We start from the raw sequence: 26,148 nt of genomic DNA on the forward strand, positions 1-26,148 counted from the left end.
ATCCTTTTGCGTGTCCTGCTGGAGAAATTTACAAACTGGAAACCGGAAACGGTGGCCAATGTACATCCAGTATGCGTAATGTATACATTTAACGCCAGCGTGACAGGCGTCACCCGTAAACATCTCGTGGAGGACAACACCCATGGCTAACGTCCCAGTTCCGGCTTCCGGCACAGCGCCGCATCCGGACAAGCCGATTCACCCCAAGGGCCTGTACAAGGCCTTCGCCGCCAGCCTGACCGGCACCGCCCTAGAGTGGTACGACTTCGCCGTCTACTCGGCCGCGGCCGCCGTCGTATTTCCCCTCGTGTTCTTCCCTTCATCCGATCCACTGACGGGCACCATCCTGGCCTTCTCCACATATGCGGTGGGCTACGTGTCCCGGCCTGTTGGTGGCATCATCTTCGGCCGTCTGGGTGACCGGATCGGACGCAAGAAGGTGCTGGTGACCACCCTGATGATCATCGGCGTGGCCACCGTCCTGATCGGCGTGCTGCCAGGCTACGCAACCATCGGCATCGCTGCCCCAATCATCCTGGTGCTGCTGCGGTTCGCCCAGGGCGTGGGAGTCGGCGGCGAATGGGGCGGCGCCGTGCTGCTTTCCAGCGAATACGGCGACCCCCACCGGCGCGGCTTCTGGGCGTCTGCAGCCCAGGTGGGCCCTCCCGCCGGCAACCTTATGGCCAACGGCGCCCTGGCTGTCCTGACCCTCGCCCTGACCGAGGAACAGTTCATCGGTTTCGGCTGGCGCATCGCGTTCCTGGTCTCGGCCGTGCTGGTCGGTTTCGGCCTCTGGATCCGCCTGAAGCTGGAAGACACCCCCATCTTCAAGGCCATCGAGGCCCACGGCGAACAGCCCCACGCCCCTGTCCGTGAGGTCTTCAGCACGGAGCTCCGGCCCCTCATTGCCGCCACGCTATGCCGGGTGGGCCCGGACGTGCTCTACGCCCTGTTCACCGTTTTCACCCTTACCTACGGCATCCAGACACTCGGCTACGAACGCAGCCAGGTGCTCACGGCAGTCCTGATCGGCTCCGCGTTCCAGCTCTTTATGATTCCGCTGGCCGGCGCTGTGTCCGACCGCTTCAACCGACGCCTGGTCTACGGCACCGCCGCTGTGGTGGGCGCCGTGTGGACGTTTATCTTCTTCGGCGTCCTGGGCGGCAACAACGAGCCGGTGCTCATTGCCGGCATTGTGCTGGGCCTCATGGCGCACTCGTTTATGTACGGCCCGCAGGCTGCCTTCATCGTGGAGCAGTTCTCACCCAGGCTCCGGTCCACGGGCAGTTCCCTGGCCTACACGTTCGCCGGCGTGATCGGTGGCGCCATCGCCCCGCTGATGTTCACATTGCTGCTGGCGCAGTTCGGCACGTGGATTCCGGTGGCCATCTACGTGGCCGTCGCTGCAGGCGTCACCGCCGTGGGCCTGGCCCTCGGCCGCGATTCCAACACCGTGGAGGACGAGGACTACCGCCTGCTGCTGGAAGGATCCGCACTGGAGCGCCAGCAGTCGGCCCACGGCAAAGTCAACTGACGATTCCCCACTCACCAGACCGGAGTTTTTGTCCACATAATGCACCCAAAACGACTCTCAACCCGCGTTATGTGGACAAAAACTCCCTTAGGTGCGGAGCAGGATATCTCGGGTGATGGCCAGGTGATGGTCAATGGCCTCCTGCGCCTTCGCGGCGTCGCCGGACACCAGGGCATCGAGGATGTCCTGGTGTTCGGCGCACACCTGTCCGCGCCGGTCTCCGGTGCGGAACAAGGCAGAGACGCCCACCAGGATCTGCCGGACATGGAGCTTGCTGTAGGTTCGGGAGATGAGCTCATTGCCGGCAGCGTCGATCAGAAGCTGATGGAAAAGGGTGTCCAGCCGGATGAACTCCTGCGCAGCCTCCGCATTCAGCTGCTCGGGAAGCTGGGCCTGCAGGTCGAGGGTGTCCTGCATCGTTTTCGCAGGAACGCGGTTCCGTTCGATAACCAGGCGGGCGGCATGGCTTTCCAGCACACCCCGGAGTTCCATCAGTTCCGACATTTCACGGCCCGTCACCGGCGGAACATAGGCCCCGCGCTGCGGAATCAGTTCCACCAGGCCGTCGGAGACGAGCAGCAGGAGCGCCTCCCGGACCGGAGTTCGCGAGACGCCGATCTCGGCGGCCAGCTCCTGCTCATTCAGGAACTTCCCCTGCACCGCCGGGTCAACCAGGATGTTTTCGCGCAGGTACGCGTACGCCTTCTCGCGGCCGGACGCCGCCGTCCCCGAACTTTTTCGCATACTTTATGTATACAACAGACTGGAGTAATTTCATGCGTTTAGCAGTGGCCCAAATCATCACCGGAGCCGATCTGGCCGCCAACCTGGAGCTCATCCGAGACTACGCCACGCGGGCCAAAGCCGCCGGAGCGGAGCTCGTGGTGTTCCCGGAAGCAGCCATGCGCGCCTTCGGCAACAGCCTGAAGGACATTGCCGAGCCGCTGGACGGGCCATGGGCGGCCGCCGTCCGAGGCATTGCCCACGAGCTGGACATCACCGTCGTGGCGGGCATGTTCACCCCGGGCGACGGCGGCCGCGTGCGGAACACCCTGCTGGTCACCGGCCCCGGCGTCGAGACCTCCTACGACAAGATCCACCTCTTTGATGCATTCGGATTCGCCGAGTCCGATACCGTGGACGCCGGAACAGCCCCCGTGACCTTCGAAGTGAACGGCACCACGTTCGGTCTGGCGACCTGCTACGACGTGCGGTTCCCGGCACTGTTTACGGCCAATGCCAAAGCCGGCGCCCAGGTCAACATTGTCTGCGCCTCGTGGGGCGCCGGCGAGGGCAAGGCAGAGCAGTGGGACCTCCTGGTCCGGGCCCGCGCGCTGGACAGCACCACCTTCGTGGTGGCCTGCGGACAGGGCGACCCGGCAAGCGTCGGCATCGCCTCCGCCGGCAAGGCTCCCACCGGCGTTGGCCACAGTGCCGTCATCTCTCCCCTGGGAGCTGCACTGGTGGCCCTCGGCGGCGAACCGGAACTCGCCGTCGTCGACATTGACCCGGCCGTCATTGCAGAGGTCCGCGGCCAACTGCCCGTCTTGGTCAACGCCCGGACGTTCTGACCCGGCGGGGCCATTCCCGCGGATTCTCCCCGCGGGGGCTGGCTGCGCTCGGGAAACCACGAGCGTGTGGGCGGACACCCGCTCCCACTCGGTCCACCGCGGCACACGCACCGGGCTGATGGCCGCCACCATCACGCCGGCGTCGAACCGTGGCCAAAACCCATCATCGCGCTCCTCCAAGTCCGCCCGGCGGTGAGCCGCCGTTCATGTTCAGGAAACGTTGCCCATTCAGCGTCCGACGGCGGCTTCTCACCACGTGCGCGGACCGGCGCCCGCCGTCGCTGGCATCGGAGTCCCAGGGCTTCCTGTCCCGGCGCCGTTCAACAGGTCCCGTTTACACGCCGGAAACATCACCGTCATGCGATCTTCACGTAAGCCGCCGGGCCGTAACCTATCCGCAACTTAGCGAAGCGCAAACGGAAACACACGGCGACAAATATTGATCGGGGGGAATTGCGCGGGCCAGGTAGGAAAGTCCCCGTATTCAGGATCAATGGAAGGGACCCACCGGTGGAGATCACTGCGCAACACGTCTGGATGATGATCGCGGCGGCAATGGTGCTGCTTATGACACCCGGGCTCGGTCTCTTCTATGGCGGCATGACGCGCGCCAAGGCAGCGCTGAACATGATCATGATGAGCTTCATCTCCGCCGGCATCGTGGGAGTTGTGTGGGTCCTTTGGGGATACTCGATGACCACCGGCGAGGGAATCCTGGGCATCTTCGGCAACCCCTTCGCCAACTTCGGGCTGCAGAACCTCATGGGCTCCCCTGACCTCATCAAGGCCGGCTTCAGCGCCACCTTCGCCATCATCACGGTGGCCCTCATCAGCGGGGCAATCGCGGACCGCGCCAAGTTCAGCGCCTGGGCAGTGTTCGTGCCGCTGTGGGTCACACTTGTTTATTGCCCCTTGGCCTACATGATCTGGGGCGGCGGGCTTATGAGCGCCGGCGGAGCCATCACCGAGACCTTCGGCCAGGTCATCGACTTCGCCGGCGGGGCAGTGGTGGAAATCAGCTCCGGGACGGCCGCCCTCGTCCTGGCCCTGGTGGTTGGCCAGCGCCACGGCTTCGCCAAGGATCCCAGCCACCGCCCGCACAATGTCCCCTTCATCATGCTCGGCGCGGCCATCCTGTGGTTCGGCTGGTTCGGGTTCAATGGCGGCGCCGCCACCACCGCGGAGCAGGCCGGCCTGATCTGGATCAACACCCTGGTCACCCCGGCCGCGGCCATGCTCAGCTGGCTGCTGGCGGAGAAGATCCGGCACGGCCATCCCACGTCCCTGGGCGCAGCCTCCGGTGTTGTTGCCGGCCTGGTGGCCATCACACCGTCCTGCGCCAACATCAGCCCAGTGGCCGCCATCGGCCTGGGCCTGGTAGCCGGTGCCGCCTGCTGCGTGTTTGTTGACCTGAAGTACCGGTTCGGGCTGGACGACTCCCTGGACGTGGTGGGAGTTCACCTCGGCGCCGGGCTCATCGGCACACTGGCCCTGGGCTTCGTCGCCCTCCCCGTGGACGGCCAGGGCGGCGGCCTCTTCTACGGCGGCGGTCTCCAGCAACTGACGGCGCAGGCCGTGGCGGTAGCAGTCACCGTAGTTCTCTCCGGCGGTGTGACCCTGGTGATCGGCCGGGCCATCAACAGGACCATCGGGTTCCGGGTGAGCCACGAGGCCGAGATGGCGGGGGTGGATCTCTCCGAGCATGCCGAGACCGCCTACGCCTTCGGCGGGCTGGGCAGCCACTTCAACCCGCTGGGCCGCGGCGTCACGGCACCTGCTGCCACTTCCGCCAAAGAAGACACGTTCGCCTGAGGCCACAGGGTTCAAAAGCGCTCAGTCGGCCAGGATCCGGTAGAGCGCGCGGCGGGTTTCGTCGAGCTTTTCCACCGCAGCGTTGCGCTGTTCTTCCGTAGCTGCCGTGCGGAACTGATGAATGACCCCCATCAGCTTGCCCACACTCTGGTGGAAGGCGGGTCCGGATCCTTCCGCATCGCTGTTCCACGCGTTCTCCAGTTCCTCCGCATGCTCGGCCACGTAGGCCTTGCCGGCGTCGGTGAGGGTGAAGTCGGTCCGCCGGCCCTCGCTGAGGGGCGCAATGAGGTCCTCGTCCACCAGTTGCTGGAGTGTGGGGTAGATCGACCCGGGGCTGGGCCGCCATGCGCCGGATGTTTTCTCCGCGATGGTCTTGATCAGGCCATAACCATTGGACGGGGCCTCGGCCAGCAGTGACAGGATGGCCCACCGGACGTCCCCCCTGCTTGCGCGCCGGGGACCGGGCCCAAAGCCGGGACCGAACCCTCCACCAGGTCCAAAACCGGGACCAAATCCGCCCCGCGGGCCAAAGCCCGGGCCAAACCCTCCCCCGCGGTGCCCGTGCGGTCCGCGGCGGCCCCTGCCGCGCTCAAACCGTCCCCGCCCGAACTGTCCCCGCCCGAACGGCGGTTCCAAAAACTTGTCGTCGTGAATGCCTTTCATGGTGGCATCGTCCCTTCCCTGTCTGTTGAATGCTTTTTGGCCCTTGTTGAATGGTTATCGGTCGACTACTCACCGACACTTAACGATATATCGGTATGTATCGCGAAACAAGACCCGGAACGGACTTGGGGACGTAAAATACCGGCTTGGCATCAGTTCCTCCAGCATCTGGATGCTGCAGGTGCAGCGGCGTATTCTGATCACACGTCGCGAGCTTGGGGCTGAACAATGGCGCAGCAAAAGAAACGCAGGCACGGGTTGGCCGCCACCCTGGGAAGGGTCATCGGGTTCTTTGCTGCGAGCGCCATGTGCGGCGTCCTGGCCGCAAGCCTCGTGGTCCCGGCTGTGGCGACGGTCGGCTACGGAGTCAGCACCTCCATCAGCTACTTTGAAAATCTGCCCTCGGAACTGATCGTCGGGCCGCCGTCGCAATCCACCAAGGTCCTCACCTCCGACGGCCAGCCGATCGCGACGTTCTATACCGAGAACCGGATCAGGATCCCCCTGGACCGGATATCGCCTTTTGTCCGGGATGCCATCGTGGCCATCGAGGACAGCCGCTTTTATGAGCACCCGGGCATCGACCCGCAGGGGATCGTCCGGGCTGCGATCTTCAACCTGACGAATGAGGGCAGGCAGGGCGCCTCCACTATTACCCAGCAGTACGTCACCAACGTGATCAACGAGTCCTTCGTGTCCCAGGACAAAACCGACGCGGTGATCCTCAGCGGCCAGAAGAGCATCGGGGACAAGCTCCGGGAGATGAAGCTGGCCATCGCGCTGGAGAAGAAGTTCAGCAAGGACCAGATCCTCGAGGGCTACCTGAACATCGTGTTCTTCAACCGCGAGGCGTACGGGATCGAGGCCGCGGCACGGTATTTCTTCAGCACCACGGCCGCCGATCTCAACCTGCCGCAGGCGGCCCTCTTGGCCGGGCTGGTCAACAGCCCCAGCTACTACAACCCCGCGGTCAATCCGGAGCAGGCCACAGGCCGCCGGAACCAGGTTCTTGCGGAGATGCTGGCCACGGGCAAGATCACCCAGGCGGACCATGACGCCGCCGCGGCCGCGCCCATCGAACTCAAGCTCAGTCCGGGGAAGCAGGGCTGCGCCCACGCCCAGATGGCGCCGTACTTCTGCGACTACATTTCGCACCTGATCCTGAACAACCCGGCCTACGGCACCACCCTGATCGAGCGCGAGCGGAAGCTGTACCGGGGCGGGCTCACCATCGTCACGACGCTGGACAGCCGGCTCCAGGCTGCGGCCCAGACGCAGGTGGACGCCACCGCCGGGGCGAATCCTGACCGCTGGGGCGCCTCCCTCGTGACGGTGCAGCCGGGCACCGGAAAAATACTGGCCATGGCGCAGAATACGGTGTTCCTGCCGGCCGAGGGCAGGTTCGATACCCAGCTGAACTTCAACGTGGACTCCCGCGATCCGCAAGGCAATGACCTTAACGGGGCGGGCGGTTTCCAGCCCGGCTCCACCATGAAGCCCTTCACGTTCGCAGAGTGGCTGAATGAGGGCAAGCCGCTGACCGGGGTGGTGGACGCCTCCCGCCGGGTGTATCCGCTGGGCTTCCCGTGGCGTTCCAGCTGCGGAAGGGTGCTGGGCGCCTACAGCACGGCCCAGAACAACCCTGAGCTGGGCGCCGCCGATGACCTGCAGAATGCCGATCAGGGCTACTACCGCCCCATGCCCGTGAACTACGGGCTGTACAACTCGATCAACACGGCCACCTTCGCCTCGGCCGCCCAGCTTGATTTCTGCGGCATCCAGAAGATGGTGGACAGCGTGGGGCTGCACAGCGGACTCGATGGCGCGCAGATCAACATGCATCAACTGGGCAATCTCCTCGGCGCCATCGGCGTCGCCCCGCTCCACCTGGCCAATGCCTTCGCCACCTTTGCCAACGACGGCCGGTACTGCGCCCCCATTGCCGTGCTTGAGGTAACGGACATGTCCGGCGGGAAACTCCCGGGCCAGACCAGCGAGTGCCGCGACGCCGTCAAACCTGAGGTTGCCCGAGGCGTCAACGCAGTGCTCCAGGACGTGCTGAAGGTCGGCTCCGGCGTGTGGATCAACCCCAAAATCCACACGCTGATGCCGGTTGCCGCCAAGACCGGCACGTCCAACAACAACGGCTCCACCTGGGTGGTGGGCTATACGTCGGGGCTGGCCACAGCATCCTTCTTCGGCGACGCATTGGAGGGCCAAAACCGCCCCGGCCAGAACGTCACCATCAACGGCCAGTTCTACCCCCGCCTTGACGGCTACATGATCGCCGGGCCGCAGTGGGTCAACTACATGCTCCAGGCCGCCCCGCTCTACCCGGCAAACCCGTTCCCGGCCCCGCCGGCATCCATGATTGCCCCGCCGAAACCGACTCCCGCACCGGCCGCGCCGAGGCCAGCACCCGCCCCGGCGCCCGCACCAGCACCCGCTCCAGCGCCCGCACCAGAACCAGCACCCGCGCCGGAGCCACCTCCTGCTCCCGCTCCCGCGCCTGTCCCGCCGCCTGTGCCCGAGATTCCGGGCGTTCCGCCGCAAAACGGCTTCCCGGGCGGGAGACGCTAGGAGCCGAAGACCCTGACAGCCGACGACGGCGGGAGGCGCCGCCGTCGACCGTTCCCTCCGTTGTGCATTCCCCTCGCCCGCTCAGCTAGGTGGTGCCCGCTCAGCTAAGTGGTGCCGCGCCATAGCCGCTGCCACCAGGAGCGCTGCGACTCCGGTTCAGGTAGGGGGTCCTGTGCGCGGGCGGCGCGGCGTTCGTGCCAGCGCGCCACCTCGGCGTCGACGTTCCGCGTTTTGGTGACGACGGGCGGGCCGCCCTGGAGCTGGCGGCGGGCGTCGACCACCCGGGCATTGAAGTCGGCGAGGATGTCCCGGACCTGTTTTTCGGTGAACTGCGCATCAAGGCGGCCGTCCAGTTCGGCGTCTTCGGTGCGGAGCAGGATGGCTTTGGGCCCCAGTCCGCTGATGTTTTCGCGCTGGATCAGGCCCTTGACCCACCAGTCGGGATCGTAGGCCTCCCCCAGCCCGGGGATGGGCTTGCCGGCGTATTTGAGGTTGTCGAATTTGCCCTGTGCCATGGCGTCCCGGATCAGGTACTCCGCCCTTTTGGCGTCGTCCACCTTCTTGCGCTTCTGCCGCTCACTCTCCTCGGCGGCGTCGAGCTCGGCCTCCTCTTCGGCACTGATCCCCGCTCCCCGGTAGGAGCGGAGTTCCGCCGCCCGCTCGAGGCGCCGCTTGAAGTCGCCCGTCCCGCTCATGGCTAAACACCGCCTCCGCTTCTGAAATCGAGCATGTCTTCCAGTATTCAGAACGCCGGCCGGGGTTTCAACGGGGGCACCGCAGCGTGCCGGAGTGCTCAGCCAAGCACCAGGGGCGGGACCCCGGTGTCCGCGACCACCACCGCGCCGCTCGCCGTCGAATCCGGGTTCAGCATCCAGCCCATCCGTTTGGCGGTGTTCAGGATCACAACGCTCTCCACCAGCTCGATCTGCGGGATGCGTTGCTGGAGGGCCAATTCGGCGTTCATCACATCGGCCAGCGTATTCAGCCACATGAGGATCACAAAATTTGTGCCTCCGGTAGTGGATGCGCTGAACCGGACGGTGCGGAGGCTGCGGAGTTCGGCGGCCGCGGCCTCGTGTTGGCCAGGCGGCACGTTGGCGAACCACTGGCAGCTCACCGGGTAGCCGGAGAGCTTCTGGGCAATTTCACAACGGAAGGTCAGCAGCCCGCTGGACATCACCCTGTTGAGCTGCCGCTGGACCGTAGCCTGGCTCCGGCCCAGGCTCCGTGCTATCTCCGCGGCACCTGCGCGCCCGTCCCGGGCCAGGAACGGGACGAGGTCCAGATGGCTCGGCGGCAGCGGGGCTCCGAGCCGTGGTGCTGCCGAACCGGTGGCCGCAGGGCCGGCAACGGCCTGGAGCGCCTGTTGCTTGGCCTTGTCCAGGGTATTGAGCCGCCACGAATGGCCAGCGGTATGCAGGCGGGTACCCAGCGAGGTCCGGTACTTCAACAATCCGTGGATCTCCTTGAACCGCGGCAGCACATGGTCCGTGAACTGGGCCAGGGTGGGCGCAATGACCGTCAGCATGAGGTCCCTGTTGCTGGCAGCTTCCTCCACCGTGACCACTTCGGGGATGGCGGCGAGTGCCGCGGTCACCTCGGCCCGCAACCGCATTTCGCAATCCACGCTCACCAGTGCCAAGCACGTCTGTTTGGGATCGCCGATCAGATGGGCCGTCGTCCAGGCTGCGCCCGACAATCGCAGCCTGTCCCAGCGCGCGGCCAGCGTTGTGGCGTGCACACCCAGTACATCGGCTGCATCCGACCAGCTGATCCGCGGGGCAATCTGCAGCACGTTGATCAGGGCAAGGTCTTCCTCGCTGAGTACCACTTCGCAGCCTCCTATCGTTCGCGTGGATAAATCCTGCCGTTTCAATCATACTTTTGATTTTTTCCTGCCATTTCGCGGCTTGTGAACCACATCACCACACAATGGACAGCAGGCCGTCACCGGACGGGTTGCTGAAAGGGAGAGCAGATGTCAATCACCACCGACGCGAAAGAGCTTCAGGCGGACATTGTCCAGTTGCGCCATGCTCTTCACCAGGAGCCGGAGATCGGACTCGAACTGCCCCGCACCCAGGAAAAGGTCCTCAAAGCGCTCGACGGCCTGCCGTTCGAAATCACCCTGGGCAAGAGCACGACGTCGGTCACTGCGGTGCTGCGCGGCACCGCGCCGCACGCATCGGCAACAAAGCCGGCGGTCCTCCTGCGTGCCGACATGGACGGCCTCCCTGTCCAGGAGCGGACCGGTGCCCATTTCTCCTCGAAGATCGACGGCGCCATGCACGCCTGCGGCCACGACCTCCACACCGCCATGCTCGCGGGGGCAGCCACCCTTTTGGCGGAGCGCCGGGACCAGTTGGCCGGCGACGTTGTGCTGATGTTCCAGCCGGGCGAGGAAGGCTTTGACGGGGCAGGCCGCATGATCCGCGAGGGCGTGCTGGAGGCGGCCGGGCGCCGGGTTGATGCCGCCTATGGGATGCACGTCTTTTCCGCCTTGGAGCCGCACGGCCGGTTCTGCACCAAACCCGGGGTGATGCTCAGCGCTTCGGATGCCCTGACGGTCACGGTTCTTGGCGCCGGCGGCCACGGCTCGGCTCCGCACGCGGCCAAGGACCCGGTCACGGCGGCCGCAGAAATGGTGACTGCCCTGCAGGTCATGATCACCCGCCAGTTCAATATGTTCGATCCAGTGGTCCTGACCGTGGGCGTCCTCCAGGCGGGTACGAAGCGCAACATCATTCCGGAAACGGCGCGCATTGAAGCCACCATCCGGACCTTCTCGGACGCCGCCAGGGAACGGATGATGTCCGCCGTTCCCACGCTGCTGAAGGGCATCGCCTCTGCCCACGGCCTCGAGGTGGACGTCGATTACCGTCACGAGTACCCCCTCACCGTCAACGACGACGACGAAACACACACCGCGGAGAAGACCATTGAGGACCTCTTTGGAACGTCGCGGCTCACCCGCTGGGCCACCCCGCTCAGTGGCTCTGAAGATTTCTCGAGGGTGCTGGCGGAAGTACCCGGGACGTTTATCGGGCTCAGCGCCGTCGCCCCCGGCGCCGACCACACCGAAACCTCCTTCAACCACTCCCCCTACGCAGTCTTTGACGACGGCGTCCTCTCCGACGGCGCCGCGCTCTACGCAGAGCTGGCCGTCTCCCGCATCGCGGCCCTGGCCTCGGCCAACTAACCTTCCCTCTCTCCCTGGAGCACACGATGACCACCACTGCAGGCGTCCCAGCCGACGTCCAGGTTCACAAGTCCCACCTGCGCACCCTCGTCGGCACCGGCATCGGCAACGCCGTTGAATGGTACGACTGGGCCATCTATGCCACGTTCTCGCCGTTCATCGCGAGCGCGCTGTTCAGCAAGGCGGACCCGACGTCGGCCTTCCTCGCCACCCTGGCGATCTTCGCCGTCGGCTTTGTCGCCCGTCCGTTCGGCGGCTTCGTATTCGGCTGGATCGGTGACCGGATCGGCCGCAAGACGTCAATGACGTTCGCGGTGGGCCTCGCCGCCCTGGGGAGCCTGATCATCGGCGTCGCCCCCACTTTCGAAGCCGTGGGGGCCTTCGCCTCGGTCCTGCTGTTGGTGGCCCGGCTTATCCAGGGCCTTGCCCACGGCGGAGAGCTGCCGTCGTCGCAGACCTACCTCTCGGAAATGGCGCCCAAGGAACAGCGCGGCTTCTGGGCAACCCTCATTTATACGTCCGGCACGGTCGGTATCCTGGCCGGAACCATGCTCGGCGCCATCCTGTCCAACGTATTGAGCACGGCCGACATGAACGCCTGGGGCTGGCGGGTGCCATTTCTTATCGGCGGCGCCATGGGCCTCTACGCCCTGTTTATGCGGGCCCGCATGAAGGAAACGGCGGCGTTCGAGGCAGAATCACCCAAGGAAAAGCACGAGCCGATGTGGCCGCAGATCTACAGGCACCGTAAGCAGGCCCTGCAGGTGATTGGCCTGACCGTCGGGCTGACTGTGTCCTACTACATCTGGGGTGTCGTGACTCCCAGCTATGCCGCGTCGGTCCTCAAGATGGACCGTGGCGAGGCCCTCTGGGCCAGCGTGATCGCCAACGTGCTGTTCATCGCGGCGCTTCCGTTCTGGGGCAAGCTCTCGGACCGTATCGGCCGCAAGCCCGTCATGATCATGAGCGCCGCAGGCGCCGCCCTCTTCCACTTCCCCATGACCTGGCTGCTGAAGGACTCCCCGTGGCAGCTCGCGGTCACCATGTCCGTCATGCTGTTCTTCATCGCCGGAAGCGCAGCAATCGTCCCGGCCGTATACGCGGAACTGTTCCCCACCAAGATCCGCACGGTGGGCGTGGGCGTCCCCTACTCCATCTGCGTCGCAGCCTTCGGCGGCACGGCACCGTACCTGCAGGCCTGGCTCGGCTCCATAGGACAGGGCAACCTTTTCAACGTCTACGCGGTGGTGCTACTGGCCATCAGCATCGCGTTTGTGTTCACCATCCCGGAGACCAAGGGCAAGGACCTGACGCACTAAGCAGTCCACACCGCCGCCTCCGTAGGAGCGACCACCACCACGCGCGAAAGGACACTTGAGGCCCCGGATCCTGGGGCCTCAAGTGTCCTTTCGCGCTCGCCTTTTGCGTCAAAACCGTCAGCGTTACTCAGGCGCGGGCGTGTTCGGCGAGCAGTGCGTCGATCTGGCCAGCAGCCTCTCGTATGCCCTCTTCCATGCCCATCTGGACCATCTGTTCCATCTGCTCTTCGGACTCGAAGGTGGACAGGACGGTCATCCGGGTGCGGCCGCCGAGGTCTTCGAGGTCAACGGCGGCATGGGTGACTCCCATGGCCTCGTTGGGGGCGCCGTCAGCATCCGCGAAGCCGTCGTCGAACTCGAGTTTGCGCGGCGCCTCGATGGCGGTGAAGCGCCACCAGCCGCCGGCCTTCTCCCCCTCGGGGCCGGTCATGTAGTAGCCGGCCTTCCCGCCGGGCTGGAAGTCGAACGCCTCAAACGTGGCCGGCCAGGTGGGCGGGCCCCACCACCGCTCCAGCTGGCGGGGGTCTTCCCAGATCTGCCAGACCTGCTCGACGCCGGCGTCGAACTCGGCAACGAGGGTGAAGCTGAGGGCTTCGAGATTCTTGGTGGAACTGATAACAGGCATTGCGAAACCTTCCTATCCTTCAGCCAGAATGTCCGCGATCCGCCCGGCACGCTGCCGCCAGATCGCCTCATACTCATCGAGCAGCCGGCGGGCCTTCTGCAGTCCTTCGTGGTTACCCCGCACGATCTGTTCCCTTCCGCGCTTCTCCTTTGTTACCAGGGAAGCCCGCTCCAGCACCGCCACATGCTTCTGGACGGCGGCGAAACTCATGGCGTAGAGGGCGGCGAGGCCGGAGACGGAAGACTCCCCGGCCGTCACCCGCCGGACAATGTCCCTCCGGGTGGCGTCCGCGAGGGCCTGGAACAGGCGGTCCACGTCCGCGTCTCTGAGCTGATCTACAACCATTTGGTTGTACGATACGCCCGGGGCGGCCGGGTGTCAAGGCTTACCCGCGGAAGGCTACGGGAGGCATGCCTCCATAGAGCCTTCATGCAACCGGGCTCCGGTGACGACGAACTGTCCGAAGGGGGACACCCCGACACTCTCTGCCAGATCCTTGTAGGTGTCCACGTCGAACTCCCCGGCCGGAGCCTCGCTGGAGACAATGATTCCCACGCAGCTGGCGTTCGGGTTGGCCGCTTGGGCAGCTGGCAGTCCGGCTGTGAAGGCGAGCGGGATGGCGACAGAAAGCATGACGAAACGACGAGTAGGAGTTTTCATTGCGTGACCTCTTAGCAAGACGGAATTCCATCAAAGGATGAATGGCAGTATTGGCTCGGCCGGAGCCGGCGATGTGGCCGGCGGCGGCTCATAAGGCCTCTTGGTTGCCCCAGTGCGTGGACCCGAACGCGGCGCCGAAGAAGCGGTGGCGGCGCCTTCACTCAAAGGCACACGGTCAGCTTGTGCCCGTTTGAAAGATTACCGCTGCCGAAATAGCGCGTCCACCACTTTGTGACAGGACCTGCCGGCGCGAGCGTGTAATCGCTCACACTTTGGCCATTTCTGTTGCAAATCTTGGCGGCAAGCATGAACCATGAGATCGGGACCCCGTTCCCGCACTACCAAGATCAGCAATCCTCACCGACGAGGATGCGGCCCGCTCAAGGACGACGCGGAGCCGTTAACTGCATGAGCGAAAGTACTGACAATGACGTTTGAAAACACTGACTCCATCACGCTAAAAATCTGGGACCGGTCGGCGATTGAGCACACACTGGAGAGCGTTGTGCACGACCTCTCAGTGAAGGCGAACACCACGAAATGCCGCATTGCGGTCCAGTGCAGCGGCCCCAACACTTTCACGGTCAGCGTCCGCGGCCAGGAACGCCAGCTCGCCACCGTCTGATCGGTTCACGGCCAAAAACTGAAGCGGACGACGGCGGGAGGTTCCCGGCGTCGTCCGCTTCAGTTTTGCATCCGGGCTGACAGCCTTACGCGGTTGCCTGGCGGCTCACCATCTCGTTGATCCAGATCGGCGCGAACGGTGATGTGCAGTTCGGGGGCGTCGGGTAGTCCTTGAGGACCTCGAGCCGTTCGCCGATATCGAGCGCCCGGGCCCGGTACTCGGGATGCTCGATCCCAATGAAAGCCAGCGTGTGGTTCATGGCCCACTGCAGCCGGTCCGGGGCGTCCCTCATCTGGGCCTCGATAATGTCCAGCAGCCCCGGGAGGTCGAGCCCCGCGGGCTTTTTCGCCACCCGTTCGCTGGTCAGGGCCCAGCCGGCGCTGGCGACCACCGGATCCGGGTCAGCCATCCAGGCCACGCGCAGGTCCTCCGCGTGCGGGCTCTTCTTCACGACGTAATTCACGAGCCAGTCGTGCACTTTGGGGGCGCGCGCCTCGCGGAGCATGGCGTCCAGTTCGTCGCGTTCGAAGGCCTTTGGCCGGCAGATCAGCAGCGCCACCAACCTGGCCGGGGTGTCGTTCGTGGCCCAGAGCTCGCGCGCGAGTTCCTGCTGCGTCTTCAGCCGCTTCGCGACCGCACGCAGCTTGGACAGGTTCACGCCGTGGTCGTCGCCGCGCTTCTCGTTCGCCTCGCGCATCTTCGGGTCCTCAAGCACGGCCAGCTCGGCCATCACCTCGCCCAGCCGCCCGGCCGTCATGGTCTCGGACATTGTCACCCTTTCGGTCACCCTTTTGTCGGTTCCAGCCTACGGCTGACAGAGCGGAAGCGGACGACGGCGGGAGGCTCCCGTCGTCGTCCACTTCTGTTGGGTGCCAACGCTGGTCATGCCCATGCCACAACGAGCCGCGCGGCCTGGTTGGGCACGGTGAGATCAATGCCGGTCAACTCCTGAAACCGGTTGAGCCTGTTAAGGACCGTGTTCCGGTGGCAAAACAGTGCTTCCGCCGTGAGCGTCACGCTTCCCGATTGAAGAAAGTGGCGGGCAGCCTCGGTGAGTCGTTCCCGCTCCACGCCACGGCACGGGTCAAGCGCAGCGTCAAGCTCCTCCACAAGGTCCAGACCAGCCTCCGCGAGTTGCCGCTTGGCAAGGCGCGGCCACGCCTGGTTGGCAGATAGCGGTCCGGTGTCCGCAGGCTGCAGGAGTGCCGCCAAGCTCGACGCGGTTCGTGCCGCTTTGGGCAAAGCGCGCAAACCGTTCGCTTCGGCTACGCCGCAGGGGATGTCCGCAAATACCTGCGGCACCGTTGCGATGACAGCCTTGACTTCTCCCGTCCGCGCTGCTGCCACGGGCCAGAAGACATAAGCCATGTCGCCCGACTCCCGGAGAAAGAATCGCTGGTTGCGCTTGGCCGCGGCTTTCACCTGGGCAGCTCGCAGCCGGGCGGCGGCGCTCCCACTGGCCGCGACGAGCCCAAACCGAGCATTGGCGGAGACTCCCAACGCCTCAGCTACCTGGGCAGCTGTGTCCGCCGAGGGACTCACCACACTGAAAAGCCTGGCAATGAACTCGTTCTGAATGCTGGACTCCTCCTGAGCCATCCGCACCCGTTCATTGAGGTAACTCGTGTGCGTGCGGACGGCGAATTCGTCGACAACCCGCCACACTTGATCCACGCGGGCGGTCAGCATGGGCGCATCTTCCGGTGTGGCAATGGCCAGCAGCTCTGCCCAAAGGATGGTGAAATCCAGGCGCACGGCAGAGACCAGCGCTTCGGCGGGAATCCCGGCCCGTGCACGTTTGGCTCCCAGGGACGCTGAAATGTCGGCGTCATAGTCCGCCCCGGCTTCAGCGTTGCCGCCGTTCCTGAGGCCGTTCACCAGCCGATGGAAAGTTTCCCGGGCCGTCTGCATGATCTCGTCTGTCTCGACGGTTGATTCGCCGTATTCCGGGATCTCCCGGACCTGGCTGATGAACTTCTTTGCCAAAACGTCGACCCTGTGGTGAAGCTGTTCGACGAGCTCCGACCACCTCCGTGCGACGGCGGCATCCTCAAGATTGTGCATTCACACACCATACAAGCCGATTTCGGTTGCCGCCAGCTAACTTATTTGAGCAGATCTACTGAGACAATTGAATCCGGTGAGACCCGTCACACCCATCTGGCCCCGGCCGGCAGAATCTATCCGCACTACCATCCGTTATTGGAGTAAGCATGGCAAGCAGCAGCCCCGCAACTGGTCTCGGACCATCGCTACCCCGCGTTGTAGACGAGCGTGTGACGAAAAAAGTGGCACTGGCCGCGCTGGTGGGCACCGCGCTGGAGTGGTACGACTTCTTCCTCTTCACCACGGCCGCCGCCCTGGTATTCAACGCCCAGTACTTTGTTTCAGCCGATCCGTTCGTCGCCGCCATGAGTTCCTTCGCCACCCTTGCTGTGGGCTTCGTGGCCCGTCCCATCGGGGGATTCATCTTCGGAGCCCTGGGCGACAAGGTGGGGCGTAAGAAGATCCTGATGATCACCATCGTCGGTATCGGCGTTGTCACGGGCCTGATCGGGCTGCTGCCGAACTATGCGACCATCGGCGTCGCAGCGCCCATCATCCTGGTGGCGCTGCGCATCCTGCAGGGCCTGGCAGTTGGCGGTGAGTGGAGCGGTGCGGTGATTATTGCCGTCGAAAACGCCCCCGTTGCCAAGCGCGCCCGCTACGCCGCCCTGCCCCAGATCGGTTCCCCGATCGGCACCATCCTGTCCTCCGGCGGCTTCTTCGGCATGCTCTACCTCGTTGGGCAAACCAACTTCGACGCCTGGGGCTGGCGCATCCCGTTTATTGCCGCCATCCCCCTGCTGGCCATCTCCATGTGGATCCGCAGCAAGCTCAGCGAATCGCCGGAGTTCGAGGCACTCATGGAATCCGGTGAAACCGAGCACGCCCCAATCCGCGGTGTCCTGACCAAAAGCTGGCGCCAGATCCTGGTGGGCGGGTGCTCGGCACTCCTCGGCATCGGCGGCTTCTACCTCATCACCAGCTTCGTGGTCTTCTACGGCACCAAGGTCCTCAAGATGCCCTACGAGACCCTCCTCATGGGCTCGCTCCTCGCAGCGGTGTTTGAGATCTTCGTGCTGATCTGGGCAGGCCGGATGGGCGAGAAGTACGGCGCCAGCAAGGTCATCCTCTGGGGCGGCATCGCCTCCGCTATCGTCGCTGTGCCCGTCTTCCTCTTGATCGACACCGCCAACCCCGTCCTGGTGATCCTGGCCATGATCGTCGGCGTGTGCACCCTGTCCGTCCCTTACGCCGTCTCCGGCACCGCGCTGACCTCGCTGTTCGCCACAAAAGTCCGTTACACGGGGGTAGCTATCACCTCCAACAGCGCCGGCGTGATTTCCGGCTTTGTGCCGCTGATTGCCACGGCGCTGGTGGCCGCCAGCGGCAACTCATTCTGGCCTGGCGCCATCATCCTCCTGGTGGTTTCCATCATGACCGCCTTGTCCGGCATTTTCCTGCCGGCACTCAGCATCGAAGAAGAAGGAATGAAGCATTGAGCACCCAAACCACCGCCGGACACTTGATCGTTGCCCAGCTCGAGCGTGCCGGCATCAGACGGGTCTACGGTGTCCCCGGCGAAAGCTTCCTGGACGTCCTGGACGGCCTGCACGGCTCCTCTATTGAAACCGTGGTGACCCGCCACGAAGGCGGCGCCGGGTTCATGGCACTCGCCGAGGGCCGGCTCACGCAGCTGCCCGGCGTGGCCATGGTGACCCGCGGCCCCGGCGCGGCCAATGCGTTCATCGCCATCCACACCGCCCACCAGGACGCCACCCCGTTGATCCTCTTTGTGGGCCTCATCCCGGTTGCCGACCGCGGCCGCGAATCCTTCCAGGAATTCGACATCAACGCCTGGTTCGGCAGCACCGCCAAGAAAGTGGTGACGCTCGACGACGCCGCGTCCGCCGCCCGCGTGGTTGACGACGCTATCTTTACCGCACTGAGCGGACGCCCAGGACCCGTGGTGATCGGGCTTCCCGAAGACGTCCTGGTCCACGCCATCGGCTCGGGAACAGTGCAGCCCAGAGTGGTGGCACGGTCCGAGCCGACCACGTCAGACCTGGCGGCGTTGGAACAGCGCCTGGCAGCATCACACAAACCGCTGATCGTGGTGGGCGGCGAAGGCTGGGACCAGGCTTCTTCCGAAGCGTTGGCCGGCTGGGCAGAACGCCACGGCGTTCCTGTCCTGGCTGATTTCCGCGCCTACGATGCGGTTCCGCACAATAGCGGTGCCTATGCCGGATACTTGGGCTACGCCCGCAGCGACGCCAACGCGGCACGGCTGGACGAGGCCGATCTCTTGATCTTCGTCGGCTGCGTCCGCGCCGACGTGCTCTCCGACGGCTACCGGCGTGGCCTCGATGCAGTAACCGTCGTTGTCAACGCCGACGCCGACCTGCTGGGTCATTTCGGCCGGCTGGATCAGCACATCCCCGCCCACGTCGCGTCCTTCGCCACGGTCCTCGCCGCTACCACCTCCGAGGTGAAGCCGGCCGCGGGTTGGCTGGCCGAAGCCCGCGCCGACTACGAAAAGTTCTCCACCGCGCAGCCGGACAGGGTCAACGAAGTGGACTCAAAATATGTGGACCTCGCCGTCGTTATGGAAATCCTGAAACAGGAAATGGACGACGACGCCGTCATCACGTATGGGGCGGGGAACCACTCGCTCTGGCCGGCCCGCTACCTCAAACACAACGCCGCGAACTCACTGGCCGCGCCCCGCAACGGCGCCATGGGCATGGGCATCCCTGCAGCGGTGGCGGCGTCCCTGGCCTACCCGGGCCGCCAGGTCATCTCCGTGGCCGGAGACGGCTGCTTCATGATGAACGGGCAGGAGATCGCCACGGCCATGGGCCACGGCGCCCGGTTCATCGTGCTGGTGGTGGACAACGGCATTTTTGCCACCATCCGGGAGCACCAGGAAGCCCACTATCCGGGCCGCCCCTCCGGCACGCACATGACCAACCCGGACTTCGTCGCGCTGGCCCGCTCCTACGGCGGATACGGCGAGCGCATTGAGAAGGCCGAGGACTTCGCTGCCGCGTTCCGACGGGCAGCCGAGTCGGGGCTTCCCGCGGTCTTGCACCTGCCGCAGGACCCTGCCACCCGCTCGCCCCAGACCGCCAGCAACTGACCGGAGCATTCCATGATCACCCTGAACAACATCATCAACGGCCAGTCCGTTCCGGCTGCGGCTTCCTTGCCGTTTTTCGATCCGGCCACCGGAGTCCAGCTCGGCACCGCACCGGACAGCGACTCAGCAACCGTGGACCGCGCCTTCCAGGCCGCGCACACGGCGTTCAAGAGCTACAAGCGGACCACCCCGGCGGAACGCCAGGCCATGATGCTCAAGCTCGCTGACCTGATCGAGGCCAACGCGGACCGGCTGCTGGAGGCGGAAGTGGCCTGCACCGGAAAGCCCCGGCAGATCACCAGGGAGATCGAAATCCTGCGGGGCGCGGACCAGCTCCGCTTCTTCGCCGGTGCGTGCCGGGTGGTCTCCGGAACGGCACAGACCGAATACGTCAGGGGATTCTCCTCGACGGTCCGCCGGGAACCTCTCGGCGTGGTCGCCCAGATTACTCCCTGGAACTACCCGTTCATGATGGCCATCTGGAAGATTGGGCCAGCCCTGGCCGCCGGTAACACGCTGGTGCTCAAGCCGGCCGATACAACGCCCTGGTCCACACTGATCCTGGGTGAGCTGGCACAGGAGGCCTACCCTGCAGGGGTGGTGAACATCCTCTGCGGCGGGCGCGGAACCGGCGCCGCCATGGTGGACCACGAGATCCCGGAAATGGTCTCCATCACCGGCTCCACCCGTGCCGGGGCGCAGGTCATGTCCGCAGCCTCGAAGACGCTTAAGGACGTCCACCTGGAACTCGGTGGCAAAGCACCGGCGATCGTTTTCGCCGACGTCGACATCCAGCTGACCGCCAAGGAGATCGCGCTCAGTGCGTTCTTCAACGCCGGGCAGGACTGCACCGCAGTGACCCGCGTCCTGGTGCACGAAACCATCCACACCGAATTCGCGGCCGCCCTCGCCGAAGCCGCTTCCGCGCTTCAGGTGGGCGGTGACAGTGCCGACCTCGGACCGCTTAACAGCGCCGCCCAGCTGGACCAGGTGGAGGGTTTTATGTCCCGGCTGCCAGCCAACGCCAAGGTCCTCGCCGGTGGCAAGCGCACCGGCACCGGCTACCACTTCGAACCGACGGTAATCGACGGCGTGTTCCAAAGCGACGAGGTGGTGTGCGACGAGATCTTCGGTCCTGTGCTCACTGTCCAGCCGTTCGCCACAGAGGAAGAAGCCCTGGAACTGGCCAACGGCACCCAGTACGCCCTGGCGTCCAGCGTCTGGTCCAACAACCACGGAGTGGTCACCCGGGTCTCCAATGAACTGGACTTTGGCGCCGTTTGGATCAACTGCCACCAGGTGATTCCGGCCGAGGCCCCGCACGGCGGCTTCAAGCACTCCGGCACCGGCAAGGACCTTTCCGTCTTCGGCCTGGAGGATTACACCCGCATCAAATCCGTCACCACCTCCCACCGCTAAACCCACGCTAGGTAAACCATGAAACTCGATCTGCTGCTGCGTAATGCGGACATCATCACCATGGACGAGCGGCGCCCGCACGCCACCTCGTTGGGCATCTGGCAGGGCCGCGTGGTGGGCCTGGACGAAGACGTGTACGGGCTGGACGCCGTCGAGGTCCTGGACCTCCACGGCGCTACGGTGACTCCCGGCTTCATCGACGCCCACTGCCACACCACCTGGTTCGGCCTGGGCCTGGCAGAAGTGGACGTTGCAGCCGCCCGCGGCCTGGACCAGCTGTATGCCCTGCTGGAGGCGGACATGGCCACGGTTGGGGCCACCGGCGAGGAGAAGACCACGGATCAGCAGACCGGATGGCTTATGGCCACCGGCTTCAGCCAGACACAGCATGGCGGCAAGTTTCCGGACATTGCCGTACTGGATCGGATCACCGGGAACCGGCCGTTGTTTATCCGCCACAATTCGGGGCACATGGCTGTGGTCAACACCGCGGCGCTGCGGCTGGCAGGTGCCGAGTCGCCGTCGTTTCCCGACCCCGACGGCGGGGTGATAGTCCGCGACGCCGCCGGCCGGCCCACGGGGCTGGTTCAGGAGACGGCGCAGCAGCTGATCCAGCAGCTGATCCTGCCGTATACCTTGGACGGCATCGAAGCCGCCCTGGATCGTGGGACCCGGTACTACGCGTCGGAAGGAATCACCAGCTTCACCGAAGCCGGAATCGGCGGCGGTTGGATCGGACACAGCCCCGTGGAACTCGCCGCCTACCAGCGGGCCATGGCCAACGGCCGGCTCCACGCACGCGCACAGCTCATGCCAGTCCTGGATGCGCTCCACCCATTGGATGGGCACGGCGCGGATTCGGCTGGAGCCTCGGGCCTTGATTTGGGCATGTACAGCGGCTTTGGAAATGAATTCCTGTCCCTTGGGCCGGCCAAGGTTTTCCTGGACGGCTCACTGTTGGGCGAAACGGCGGCGGTCAGCGAGGCCTACTGCAGCCACGGACACACGGACAACAGCAGCAACACCGGCTATTTCCAGGCCGATCCCGAAGCGCTACGGAACCGGATCGAGACCGCCTACGCGGCGGGCTGGTCAATAGCCGCCCATGCCATCGGGGACCGGGCTGTCGACCTGGCGATTGACATCATCACGGAGTGCGCGGAAAAGTACGGGCCACGGACCGTTCCCAACCGGATCGAGCACGCGTCCATCACCAGGCCTGAACAGGTGGTCCGGATCGCGGAGGCTGGAATCGCCGTCACCCCGCAGGCCAGCTTCTTCGCGGACGGCGGCGACGGTATGACTGCCTCGCTGGGTGGGGAACGGCTGGACTGGGCCTACCGGGCGGCATCCTTTCTGGACGCCGGCGTGACCGTGGCCGGCAGCTCGGACCGTCCGGTGGCTGACGGCAACGTACTCCGCGGGATGCAGGCGTTCGTCGACCGGCGCACCTCAACCGGGTACGTTTTCGGGAACCCGGATGAGCGGCTCACACCGCTTCAAGCCCTCGCCGCCTACACCACCGGAGCCGCCGCGGCCACTGGCACGTCCCACATCAAGGGCGCACTGACACCCGGCAAACTGGCAGACTTCGCTGTCCTGTCCGGCTCTCCGCTCGCCGTCGACGATATCTCCGGACTCCAAGTGCTCGCCACTTCCGTCGCCGGCAAGTTCACCCACCTAACACCTGGCCTGGAACTGACCCACGGCAGGCCAAAGGTTCTGCAGCACATCCCATCAGACCGTTCATAGGGGAAATACCTTGACCACCACAACAGCTTTCAGCACCCAGGACGCGGCGTTCATCCGGGACTTCCAAATCATGAGCCAGTTTGGATCAACGGCGAACGGGGGCGTGGACCGGCAGGCGGCCAGCGTGCCGGACGGCGAGCAGCGCCGCTGGCTTGCGGGTCTCCTCGAAAGCCGCGGTTTCACCGTAAGGTTTGACCGCGCCGGAAACCAGTGGGGCCTCTACGAGGCAGTGCCCGGCGCACCATACGTGGTGCTGGGTTCGCACATGGATTCACAGCCGACGGCGGGGCGTTACGACGGCGCGTACGGTGTCCTCGCCGCGGCGCACGCGGCGTTCCGGCTGGTGGAGAAATGGGTCTCCGCCGGGCCGGACAGCCAGCCATTGTTCAACATCGCGGTGGTCAACTGGTTCAACGAAGAAGGGTCCCGCTTCAAGCCGTCCATGATGGGCTCTTCCGTCTACACCGGCAAGCTTGACCTGGAAACAGCCATGGCCATCACGGATGCCGGCGGAGTGAGCGTCCGTGACGCCCTCGATGCCATCGGCTGCCGCGGGGACTATGAAGGCCCCGAGGCGGCGTTCTGCGCCGAAATCCACATCGAGCAGGGCCGCAGCATGGAGCGGGAAGGAATCACCATCGGGCTGGTGCACTCCAACTGGGCGGCCAACAAGTACGAGTTCGTGGTGCACGGCGAGCAGGCGCACACCGGCTCCACCGTCATCGCGGACCGCAAGGATGCCCTCCTGGGCGCCTCCATGATGGTGGTCGCAGCCCGCGAACTGGCAGACAAGTTCCCCGGCGTTCTGCATACGTCGGTGGGCCAACTCACCGTCTACCCGAACTCCCCTGTGGTTGTGCCGTCCCGCGTCAGCCTGTTGCTGGATCTGCGCAGCGCGGACGAGGTCGTTCTGTCAGAGGCCGATGCCCTGCTGCATCAGCGGATCATGGAGATCGAGACCCTGGCCAGCGTCACGGTGGAGCGGAACCACTCGCATTCCTGGCCGGTGAGCCCGTATCAGCCCGAAGGCGTGGAACTCGCGGCCAAGGTTGCCGCCGATCTTGGTCTGTCCAACAAGACTGTGATGACCCTGGCCGGGCACGACTCCACCAACATGAAGGACATTGTTCCCACGGTGATGCTGTTTGTGCCCAGCGTGGACGGCATCTCGCACAACGAGCACGAATACACCACGGACGAGGACATCGTCGCAGGACTGACCATGCTGACTGAGGTGGCCAGCAGGCTCTGCAGCGGAGACCTGGAGCCTGTTTCCACCGAAGGGAATCGCACGCCATGATAGTGGCGGATCAGGATGCCATGTCCGTCCGCTCGCACCATACGGAATTGTGGGCCCGACGGGCGGCATGCACCCCGTCCACGGCCGTGCGGGAGATCTTTGCCGCCGCTGCCCGGCCAGGGATTATTTCACTGGCAGGTGGAAACCCCGACGTCGGCTCCCTGCCTCTGGCTGCCCTTGGCGAGACGTCGGCTGCCATTATCGCCGGCCAGGGTTCCCAGGCGCTGCAGTACGGTGCCGGGCAGGGAACCGAGGAACTGCGGTCGCAGATCTGCTCGATCATGTCCCTCGAAGGCATCACTGACGCCGACCCCGACGACGTTTCCGTGACCATCGGATCCCAGTTTGGTCTTGACACCGTGACGAAGATTCTTTGCGATCCTGGCGATACGGTGCTGACCGATGATGCCACGTATATGGGGGCCCTGGGCACGTTTTCCGTGTACGAAGTCGACGTCCAGCCTGTTCTGACGGACTCTGACGGACTGATCCCGGAAGCCCTGCAGGAACGCATCCATGCGCTGCGGCGAGTGGGGAAGCGCATCAAGTTCCTCTACACGATTCCCAACTTCAACAATCCAACAGGTGTGACCCTGAGCCTGGAACGGCGTCAGCAGGTAGTGGACATCTGCCGGGACGCGAACATCCTCGTGGTTGAAGACAACCCTTATGGATTGCTCCGGTACCGTGGAGACGCGCTTCCTGCAATGCGGGCGGCCAACCCCTTGGACGTCATCTATTTGAGTTCCTTCTCCAAAATATTCGCTCCCGGCCTCAGGCTCGGCTGGGCGCTGGTTCCGCCTCACTTGAAGCAGCGCTTCCTCATTATCGGAGAGTCCAGCACCCTGTGCCCGCCGGCCTTTAACCAGATGCTCACCTCTGCCTATCTCCGCGACTACGACTGGCAGGGCCAGCTCAATGTCTCACGTGCCGCCTATCGGCTCCGCAGCGACGCCGCCCTAGCGGCGCTTTCGGAGACCATGCCCGACGGCGTGACCTGGACCAGGCCCGAAGGCGGCTTCTTCACCTGGCTCACACTGCCTGGGTCTGTGGATACCCAGGCGCTCATCACGACGGCGGTGGACGCCGGCGTGGTGTACTTCCCGGGAGCCGCGTTCTCACCGACCACAGCGCCGTCGCAGAAGCTGCGCCTGGCGTTCAGCGCGCTCAGCCCGGACCTCATCACCGAGGGCATCCACCGGCTGGCTCCCGTGCTGGCAAGGCTCTAGTCCGCTTCGCGGGGCTGACATTTCGGGCCGGACATCTCGGGCTAGCTTCGTCAGGCTGCAGCCCTACTCCGACAATTGCCTTGGACACACCGCTCCCCCGCCGTCCAGAGGCATAGCGGGGCTTTCGTCGCTCGGGAAACGCGGCTAGGGCTTTCCCTGTAACGCGGTCGCCGAACGAGGCACGAGCAGGTCGTTTTCTCGCCTTATCTCATCGGCAACCGCCGAAAGGGCTAGGTGTGCCTCAATCGACTTCTTCAGCCACTCAGGCGTGGCTGGATCCTCGACTGACTTGGCTATCTCCTCGGGCTTACTGTCAACTAGGAATTTCCAGCTACGCGGAACACGACCAGGTCCGAGCGCTCCGACTAGCGCGGCAGCTTCGGCTCCCATATCGCTACTGATCGTGCTGTCGGAGTGGCCTCCGCGCCCTAGGTTCTGTTTCAGCCTCAGAAGAGTTTCAAGCTCGAACATCAGATGTGCCTGCTTCAGCGCCGCGCGGCGGTCTTCGCCGGCGATACGGCGCGAGTTCCGCCGATCCAGCGCCGACACAATGAGTGCGACAATCGCCGCCGCCACGGCCGCGAGCACTGCGGCGACCTGAACCCAGAGGGCTATCTCTTCTTTCGTCATGGCTACACAGTATTGTCCGATCGGCGAAGAAGTCGCAGACAACGGCTC

At 64.8% G+C, this 26,148-nt stretch carries 23 protein-coding genes; 13 read left to right on the forward strand and 10 right to left on the reverse strand.

Annotation, left to right across the window (positions count from 1 at the left end):
* Nucleotides 1-142 precede the first annotated feature (142 nt).
* Nucleotides 143-1,534, forward strand: a complete 1,392-nt coding sequence (locus NIBR502772_RS20960; protein ID WP_210412333.1) for an MFS transporter — start codon at nt 143-145, stop codon at nt 1,532-1,534.
* An 87-nt stretch (nt 1,535-1,621) separates the two neighbouring features.
* On the opposite strand, the gene NIBR502772_RS20965 is transcribed toward NIBR502772_RS20960, so the two are convergent.
* Nucleotides 1,622-2,278 (reverse strand): GntR family transcriptional regulator, encoded by a 657-nt coding sequence (locus NIBR502772_RS20965; RefSeq protein ID WP_141141646.1) that lies wholly within the window; start codon nt 2,276-2,278, stop codon nt 1,622-1,624.
* Between the two features lie 32 nt (nt 2,279-2,310).
* Between NIBR502772_RS20965 and NIBR502772_RS20970 the strand changes: the two genes are divergently transcribed.
* A complete protein-coding gene (locus NIBR502772_RS20970; RefSeq protein WP_141141647.1) occupies nt 2,311-3,105 on the forward strand; it encodes a carbon-nitrogen hydrolase family protein in 795 nt (264 codons plus the stop codon).
* A gap of 510 nt (nt 3,106-3,615) precedes the next feature.
* Nucleotides 3,616-4,917: an ammonium transporter gene (locus tag NIBR502772_RS20975; protein WP_210412334.1), complete on the forward strand. Its 1,302-nt coding sequence runs from the start codon at nt 3,616-3,618 to the stop codon at nt 4,915-4,917.
* 21 nt (nt 4,918-4,938) lie between these two features.
* Here the strand turns inward: NIBR502772_RS20975 and NIBR502772_RS20980 are convergent, their stop codons facing one another.
* On the reverse strand, nt 4,939-5,580 hold the full coding sequence (locus tag NIBR502772_RS20980; protein WP_058931246.1) for a PadR family transcriptional regulator: 642 nt from the start codon (nt 5,578-5,580) through the stop codon (nt 4,939-4,941).
* Nucleotides 5,581-5,808: 228 nt separating this feature from the next.
* Here NIBR502772_RS20980 and NIBR502772_RS20985 point away from each other — a divergent pair, with 228 nt between their 5' ends.
* Nucleotides 5,809-8,160, forward strand: a complete 2,352-nt coding sequence (locus tag NIBR502772_RS20985) for a transglycosylase domain-containing protein (RefSeq protein ID WP_141141648.1) — start codon at nt 5,809-5,811, stop codon at nt 8,158-8,160.
* 104 nt (nt 8,161-8,264) lie between these two features.
* Here the strand turns inward: NIBR502772_RS20985 and NIBR502772_RS20990 are convergent, their stop codons facing one another.
* Both NIBR502772_RS20990 and NIBR502772_RS20995 read right to left on the reverse strand, forming a co-directional pair.
* Nucleotides 8,265-8,855 carry a DUF1992 domain-containing protein gene (locus tag NIBR502772_RS20990; protein ID WP_141141649.1) on the reverse strand — a complete coding sequence of 197 codons (591 nt, stop codon included), beginning with the start codon at nt 8,853-8,855 and terminating at the stop codon, nt 8,265-8,267.
* A 98-nt stretch (nt 8,856-8,953) separates the two neighbouring features.
* Entirely contained in the window at nt 8,954-9,991 is a 1,038-nt protein-coding gene (locus NIBR502772_RS20995; protein ID WP_141141650.1) for an Lrp/AsnC family transcriptional regulator, read from the reverse strand.
* A 147-nt stretch (nt 9,992-10,138) separates the two neighbouring features.
* Between NIBR502772_RS20995 and NIBR502772_RS21000 the strand changes: the two genes are divergently transcribed.
* Nucleotides 10,139-11,359 carry a M20 family metallopeptidase gene (locus tag NIBR502772_RS21000; protein WP_141141651.1) on the forward strand — a complete coding sequence of 407 codons (1,221 nt, stop codon included), beginning with the start codon at nt 10,139-10,141 and terminating at the stop codon, nt 11,357-11,359.
* A 26-nt stretch (nt 11,360-11,385) separates the two neighbouring features.
* Nucleotides 11,386-12,678, forward strand: a complete 1,293-nt coding sequence (locus tag NIBR502772_RS21005) for an MFS transporter (protein WP_141141652.1) — start codon at nt 11,386-11,388, stop codon at nt 12,676-12,678.
* Nucleotides 12,679-12,805: 127 nt separating this feature from the next.
* Here the strand turns inward: NIBR502772_RS21005 and NIBR502772_RS21010 are convergent, their stop codons facing one another.
* The 3 genes from NIBR502772_RS21010 to NIBR502772_RS21020 are packed head-to-tail and all read right to left on the reverse strand — an operon-like array spanning nt 12,806 to nt 13,963.
* Entirely contained in the window at nt 12,806-13,303 is a 498-nt protein-coding gene (locus NIBR502772_RS21010; RefSeq protein WP_141141653.1) for an SRPBCC domain-containing protein, read from the reverse strand.
* A 12-nt stretch (nt 13,304-13,315) separates the two neighbouring features.
* A complete protein-coding gene (locus NIBR502772_RS21015; protein WP_141141654.1) occupies nt 13,316-13,648 on the reverse strand; it encodes a metalloregulator ArsR/SmtB family transcription factor in 333 nt (110 codons plus the stop codon).
* Between the two features lie 54 nt (nt 13,649-13,702).
* Complete coding sequence (locus NIBR502772_RS21020; protein WP_141141655.1) at nt 13,703-13,963, reverse strand: hypothetical protein; 261 nt, start codon at nt 13,961-13,963, stop codon at nt 13,703-13,705.
* A gap of 427 nt (nt 13,964-14,390) precedes the next feature.
* Here NIBR502772_RS21020 and NIBR502772_RS21025 point away from each other — a divergent pair, with 427 nt between their 5' ends.
* Nucleotides 14,391-14,588: a hypothetical protein gene (locus NIBR502772_RS21025; protein WP_141141656.1), complete on the forward strand. Its 198-nt coding sequence runs from the start codon at nt 14,391-14,393 to the stop codon at nt 14,586-14,588.
* An 85-nt stretch (nt 14,589-14,673) separates the two neighbouring features.
* Here NIBR502772_RS21025 and NIBR502772_RS21030 read toward each other — a convergent pair whose 3' ends face one another.
* A complete protein-coding gene (locus NIBR502772_RS21030) occupies nt 14,674-15,357 on the reverse strand; it encodes a DNA alkylation repair protein (RefSeq protein ID WP_141142204.1) in 684 nt (227 codons plus the stop codon).
* A 113-nt stretch (nt 15,358-15,470) separates the two neighbouring features.
* Nucleotides 15,471-16,652 carry a CdaR family transcriptional regulator gene (locus tag NIBR502772_RS21035; protein WP_141141657.1) on the reverse strand — a complete coding sequence of 394 codons (1,182 nt, stop codon included), beginning with the start codon at nt 16,650-16,652 and terminating at the stop codon, nt 15,471-15,473.
* Nucleotides 16,653-16,801: 149 nt separating this feature from the next.
* On the opposite strand from NIBR502772_RS21035, the gene NIBR502772_RS21040 reads away from it, so the two are divergent.
* The 6 genes from NIBR502772_RS21040 to NIBR502772_RS21065 are packed head-to-tail and all read left to right on the forward strand — an operon-like array spanning nt 16,802 to nt 25,470.
* Nucleotides 16,802-18,133 (forward strand): MFS transporter, encoded by a 1,332-nt coding sequence (locus NIBR502772_RS21040; RefSeq protein ID WP_141141658.1) that lies wholly within the window; start codon nt 16,802-16,804, stop codon nt 18,131-18,133.
* Entirely contained in the window at nt 18,130-19,770 is a 1,641-nt protein-coding gene (locus tag NIBR502772_RS21045; protein ID WP_141141659.1) for a thiamine pyrophosphate-dependent enzyme, read from the forward strand. Before NIBR502772_RS21040 ends, NIBR502772_RS21045 begins: the two co-directional genes overlap by 4 nt.
* 12 nt (nt 19,771-19,782) lie before the next feature.
* Nucleotides 19,783-21,189 carry a gamma-aminobutyraldehyde dehydrogenase gene (locus NIBR502772_RS21050; RefSeq protein ID WP_141141660.1) on the forward strand — a complete coding sequence of 469 codons (1,407 nt, stop codon included), beginning with the start codon at nt 19,783-19,785 and terminating at the stop codon, nt 21,187-21,189.
* 18 nt (nt 21,190-21,207) lie between these two features.
* On the forward strand, nt 21,208-22,941 hold the full coding sequence (locus tag NIBR502772_RS21055) for an amidohydrolase (protein ID WP_141141661.1): 1,734 nt from the start codon (nt 21,208-21,210) through the stop codon (nt 22,939-22,941).
* A 10-nt stretch (nt 22,942-22,951) separates the two neighbouring features.
* Nucleotides 22,952-24,241: a M20 family metallo-hydrolase gene (locus NIBR502772_RS21060; protein WP_141141662.1), complete on the forward strand. Its 1,290-nt coding sequence runs from the start codon at nt 22,952-22,954 to the stop codon at nt 24,239-24,241.
* 20 nt (nt 24,242-24,261) lie between these two features.
* Nucleotides 24,262-25,470, forward strand: a complete 1,209-nt coding sequence (locus NIBR502772_RS21065; protein ID WP_246848619.1) for a PLP-dependent aminotransferase family protein — start codon at nt 24,262-24,264, stop codon at nt 25,468-25,470.
* Nucleotides 25,471-25,614: 144 nt separating this feature from the next.
* Here the strand turns inward: NIBR502772_RS21065 and NIBR502772_RS21070 are convergent, their stop codons facing one another.
* Nucleotides 25,615-26,100 (reverse strand): hypothetical protein, encoded by a 486-nt coding sequence (locus NIBR502772_RS21070; protein WP_141141664.1) that lies wholly within the window; start codon nt 26,098-26,100, stop codon nt 25,615-25,617.
* Between the last annotated feature and the right edge of the window lie 48 nt (nt 26,101-26,148).

Source organism: Pseudarthrobacter sp. NIBRBAC000502772 (genome assembly GCF_006517235.1).
Classification (GTDB): Bacteria; Actinomycetota; Actinomycetes; order Actinomycetales; family Micrococcaceae; genus Arthrobacter.

Bases quoted from the DNA above. Each gene is read 5' to 3' on its own strand.
- NIBR502772_RS20960 (WP_210412333.1), top strand. From the start codon at position 143: ATGGCTAACGTCCCAGTTCCGGCTTCCGGCACAGCGCCGCATCCGGAC.
- NIBR502772_RS21040 (WP_141141658.1), top strand. From the start codon at position 16,802: ATGGCAAGCAGCAGCCCCGCAACTGGTCTCGGACCATCGCTACCCCGC.
- NIBR502772_RS21000 (WP_141141651.1), top strand. From the start codon at position 10,139: ATGTCAATCACCACCGACGCGAAAGAGCTTCAGGCGGACATTGTCCAG.
- NIBR502772_RS21070 (WP_141141664.1), bottom strand. From the start codon at position 26,100: ATGACGAAAGAAGAGATAGCCCTCTGGGTTCAGGTCGCCGCAGTGCTC.
- NIBR502772_RS21055 (WP_141141661.1), top strand. From the start codon at position 21,208: ATGAAACTCGATCTGCTGCTGCGTAATGCGGACATCATCACCATGGAC.
- NIBR502772_RS20965 (WP_141141646.1), bottom strand. From the start codon at position 2,278: ATGCGAAAAAGTTCGGGGACGGCGGCGTCCGGCCGCGAGAAGGCGTAC.
- NIBR502772_RS21025 (WP_141141656.1), top strand. From the start codon at position 14,391: ATGACGTTTGAAAACACTGACTCCATCACGCTAAAAATCTGGGACCGG.
- NIBR502772_RS20990 (WP_141141649.1), bottom strand. From the start codon at position 8,855: ATGAGCGGGACGGGCGACTTCAAGCGGCGCCTCGAGCGGGCGGCGGAA.
- NIBR502772_RS21030 (WP_141142204.1), bottom strand. From the start codon at position 15,357: ATGTCCGAGACCATGACGGCCGGGCGGCTGGGCGAGGTGATGGCCGAG.
- NIBR502772_RS21035 (WP_141141657.1), bottom strand. From the start codon at position 16,652: ATGCACAATCTTGAGGATGCCGCCGTCGCACGGAGGTGGTCGGAGCTC.
- NIBR502772_RS21010 (WP_141141653.1), bottom strand. From the start codon at position 13,303: ATGCCTGTTATCAGTTCCACCAAGAATCTCGAAGCCCTCAGCTTCACC.
- NIBR502772_RS20985 (WP_141141648.1), top strand. From the start codon at position 5,809: ATGGCGCAGCAAAAGAAACGCAGGCACGGGTTGGCCGCCACCCTGGGA.
- NIBR502772_RS21050 (WP_141141660.1), top strand. From the start codon at position 19,783: ATGATCACCCTGAACAACATCATCAACGGCCAGTCCGTTCCGGCTGCG.
- NIBR502772_RS20980 (WP_058931246.1), bottom strand. From the start codon at position 5,580: ATGAAAGGCATTCACGACGACAAGTTTTTGGAACCGCCGTTCGGGCGG.
- NIBR502772_RS20970 (WP_141141647.1), top strand. From the start codon at position 2,311: ATGCGTTTAGCAGTGGCCCAAATCATCACCGGAGCCGATCTGGCCGCC.
- NIBR502772_RS21005 (WP_141141652.1), top strand. From the start codon at position 11,386: ATGACCACCACTGCAGGCGTCCCAGCCGACGTCCAGGTTCACAAGTCC.
- NIBR502772_RS21065 (WP_246848619.1), top strand. From the start codon at position 24,262: ATGTCCGTCCGCTCGCACCATACGGAATTGTGGGCCCGACGGGCGGCA.
- NIBR502772_RS21020 (WP_141141655.1), bottom strand. From the start codon at position 13,963: ATGAAAACTCCTACTCGTCGTTTCGTCATGCTTTCTGTCGCCATCCCG.
- NIBR502772_RS21015 (WP_141141654.1), bottom strand. From the start codon at position 13,648: ATGGTTGTAGATCAGCTCAGAGACGCGGACGTGGACCGCCTGTTCCAG.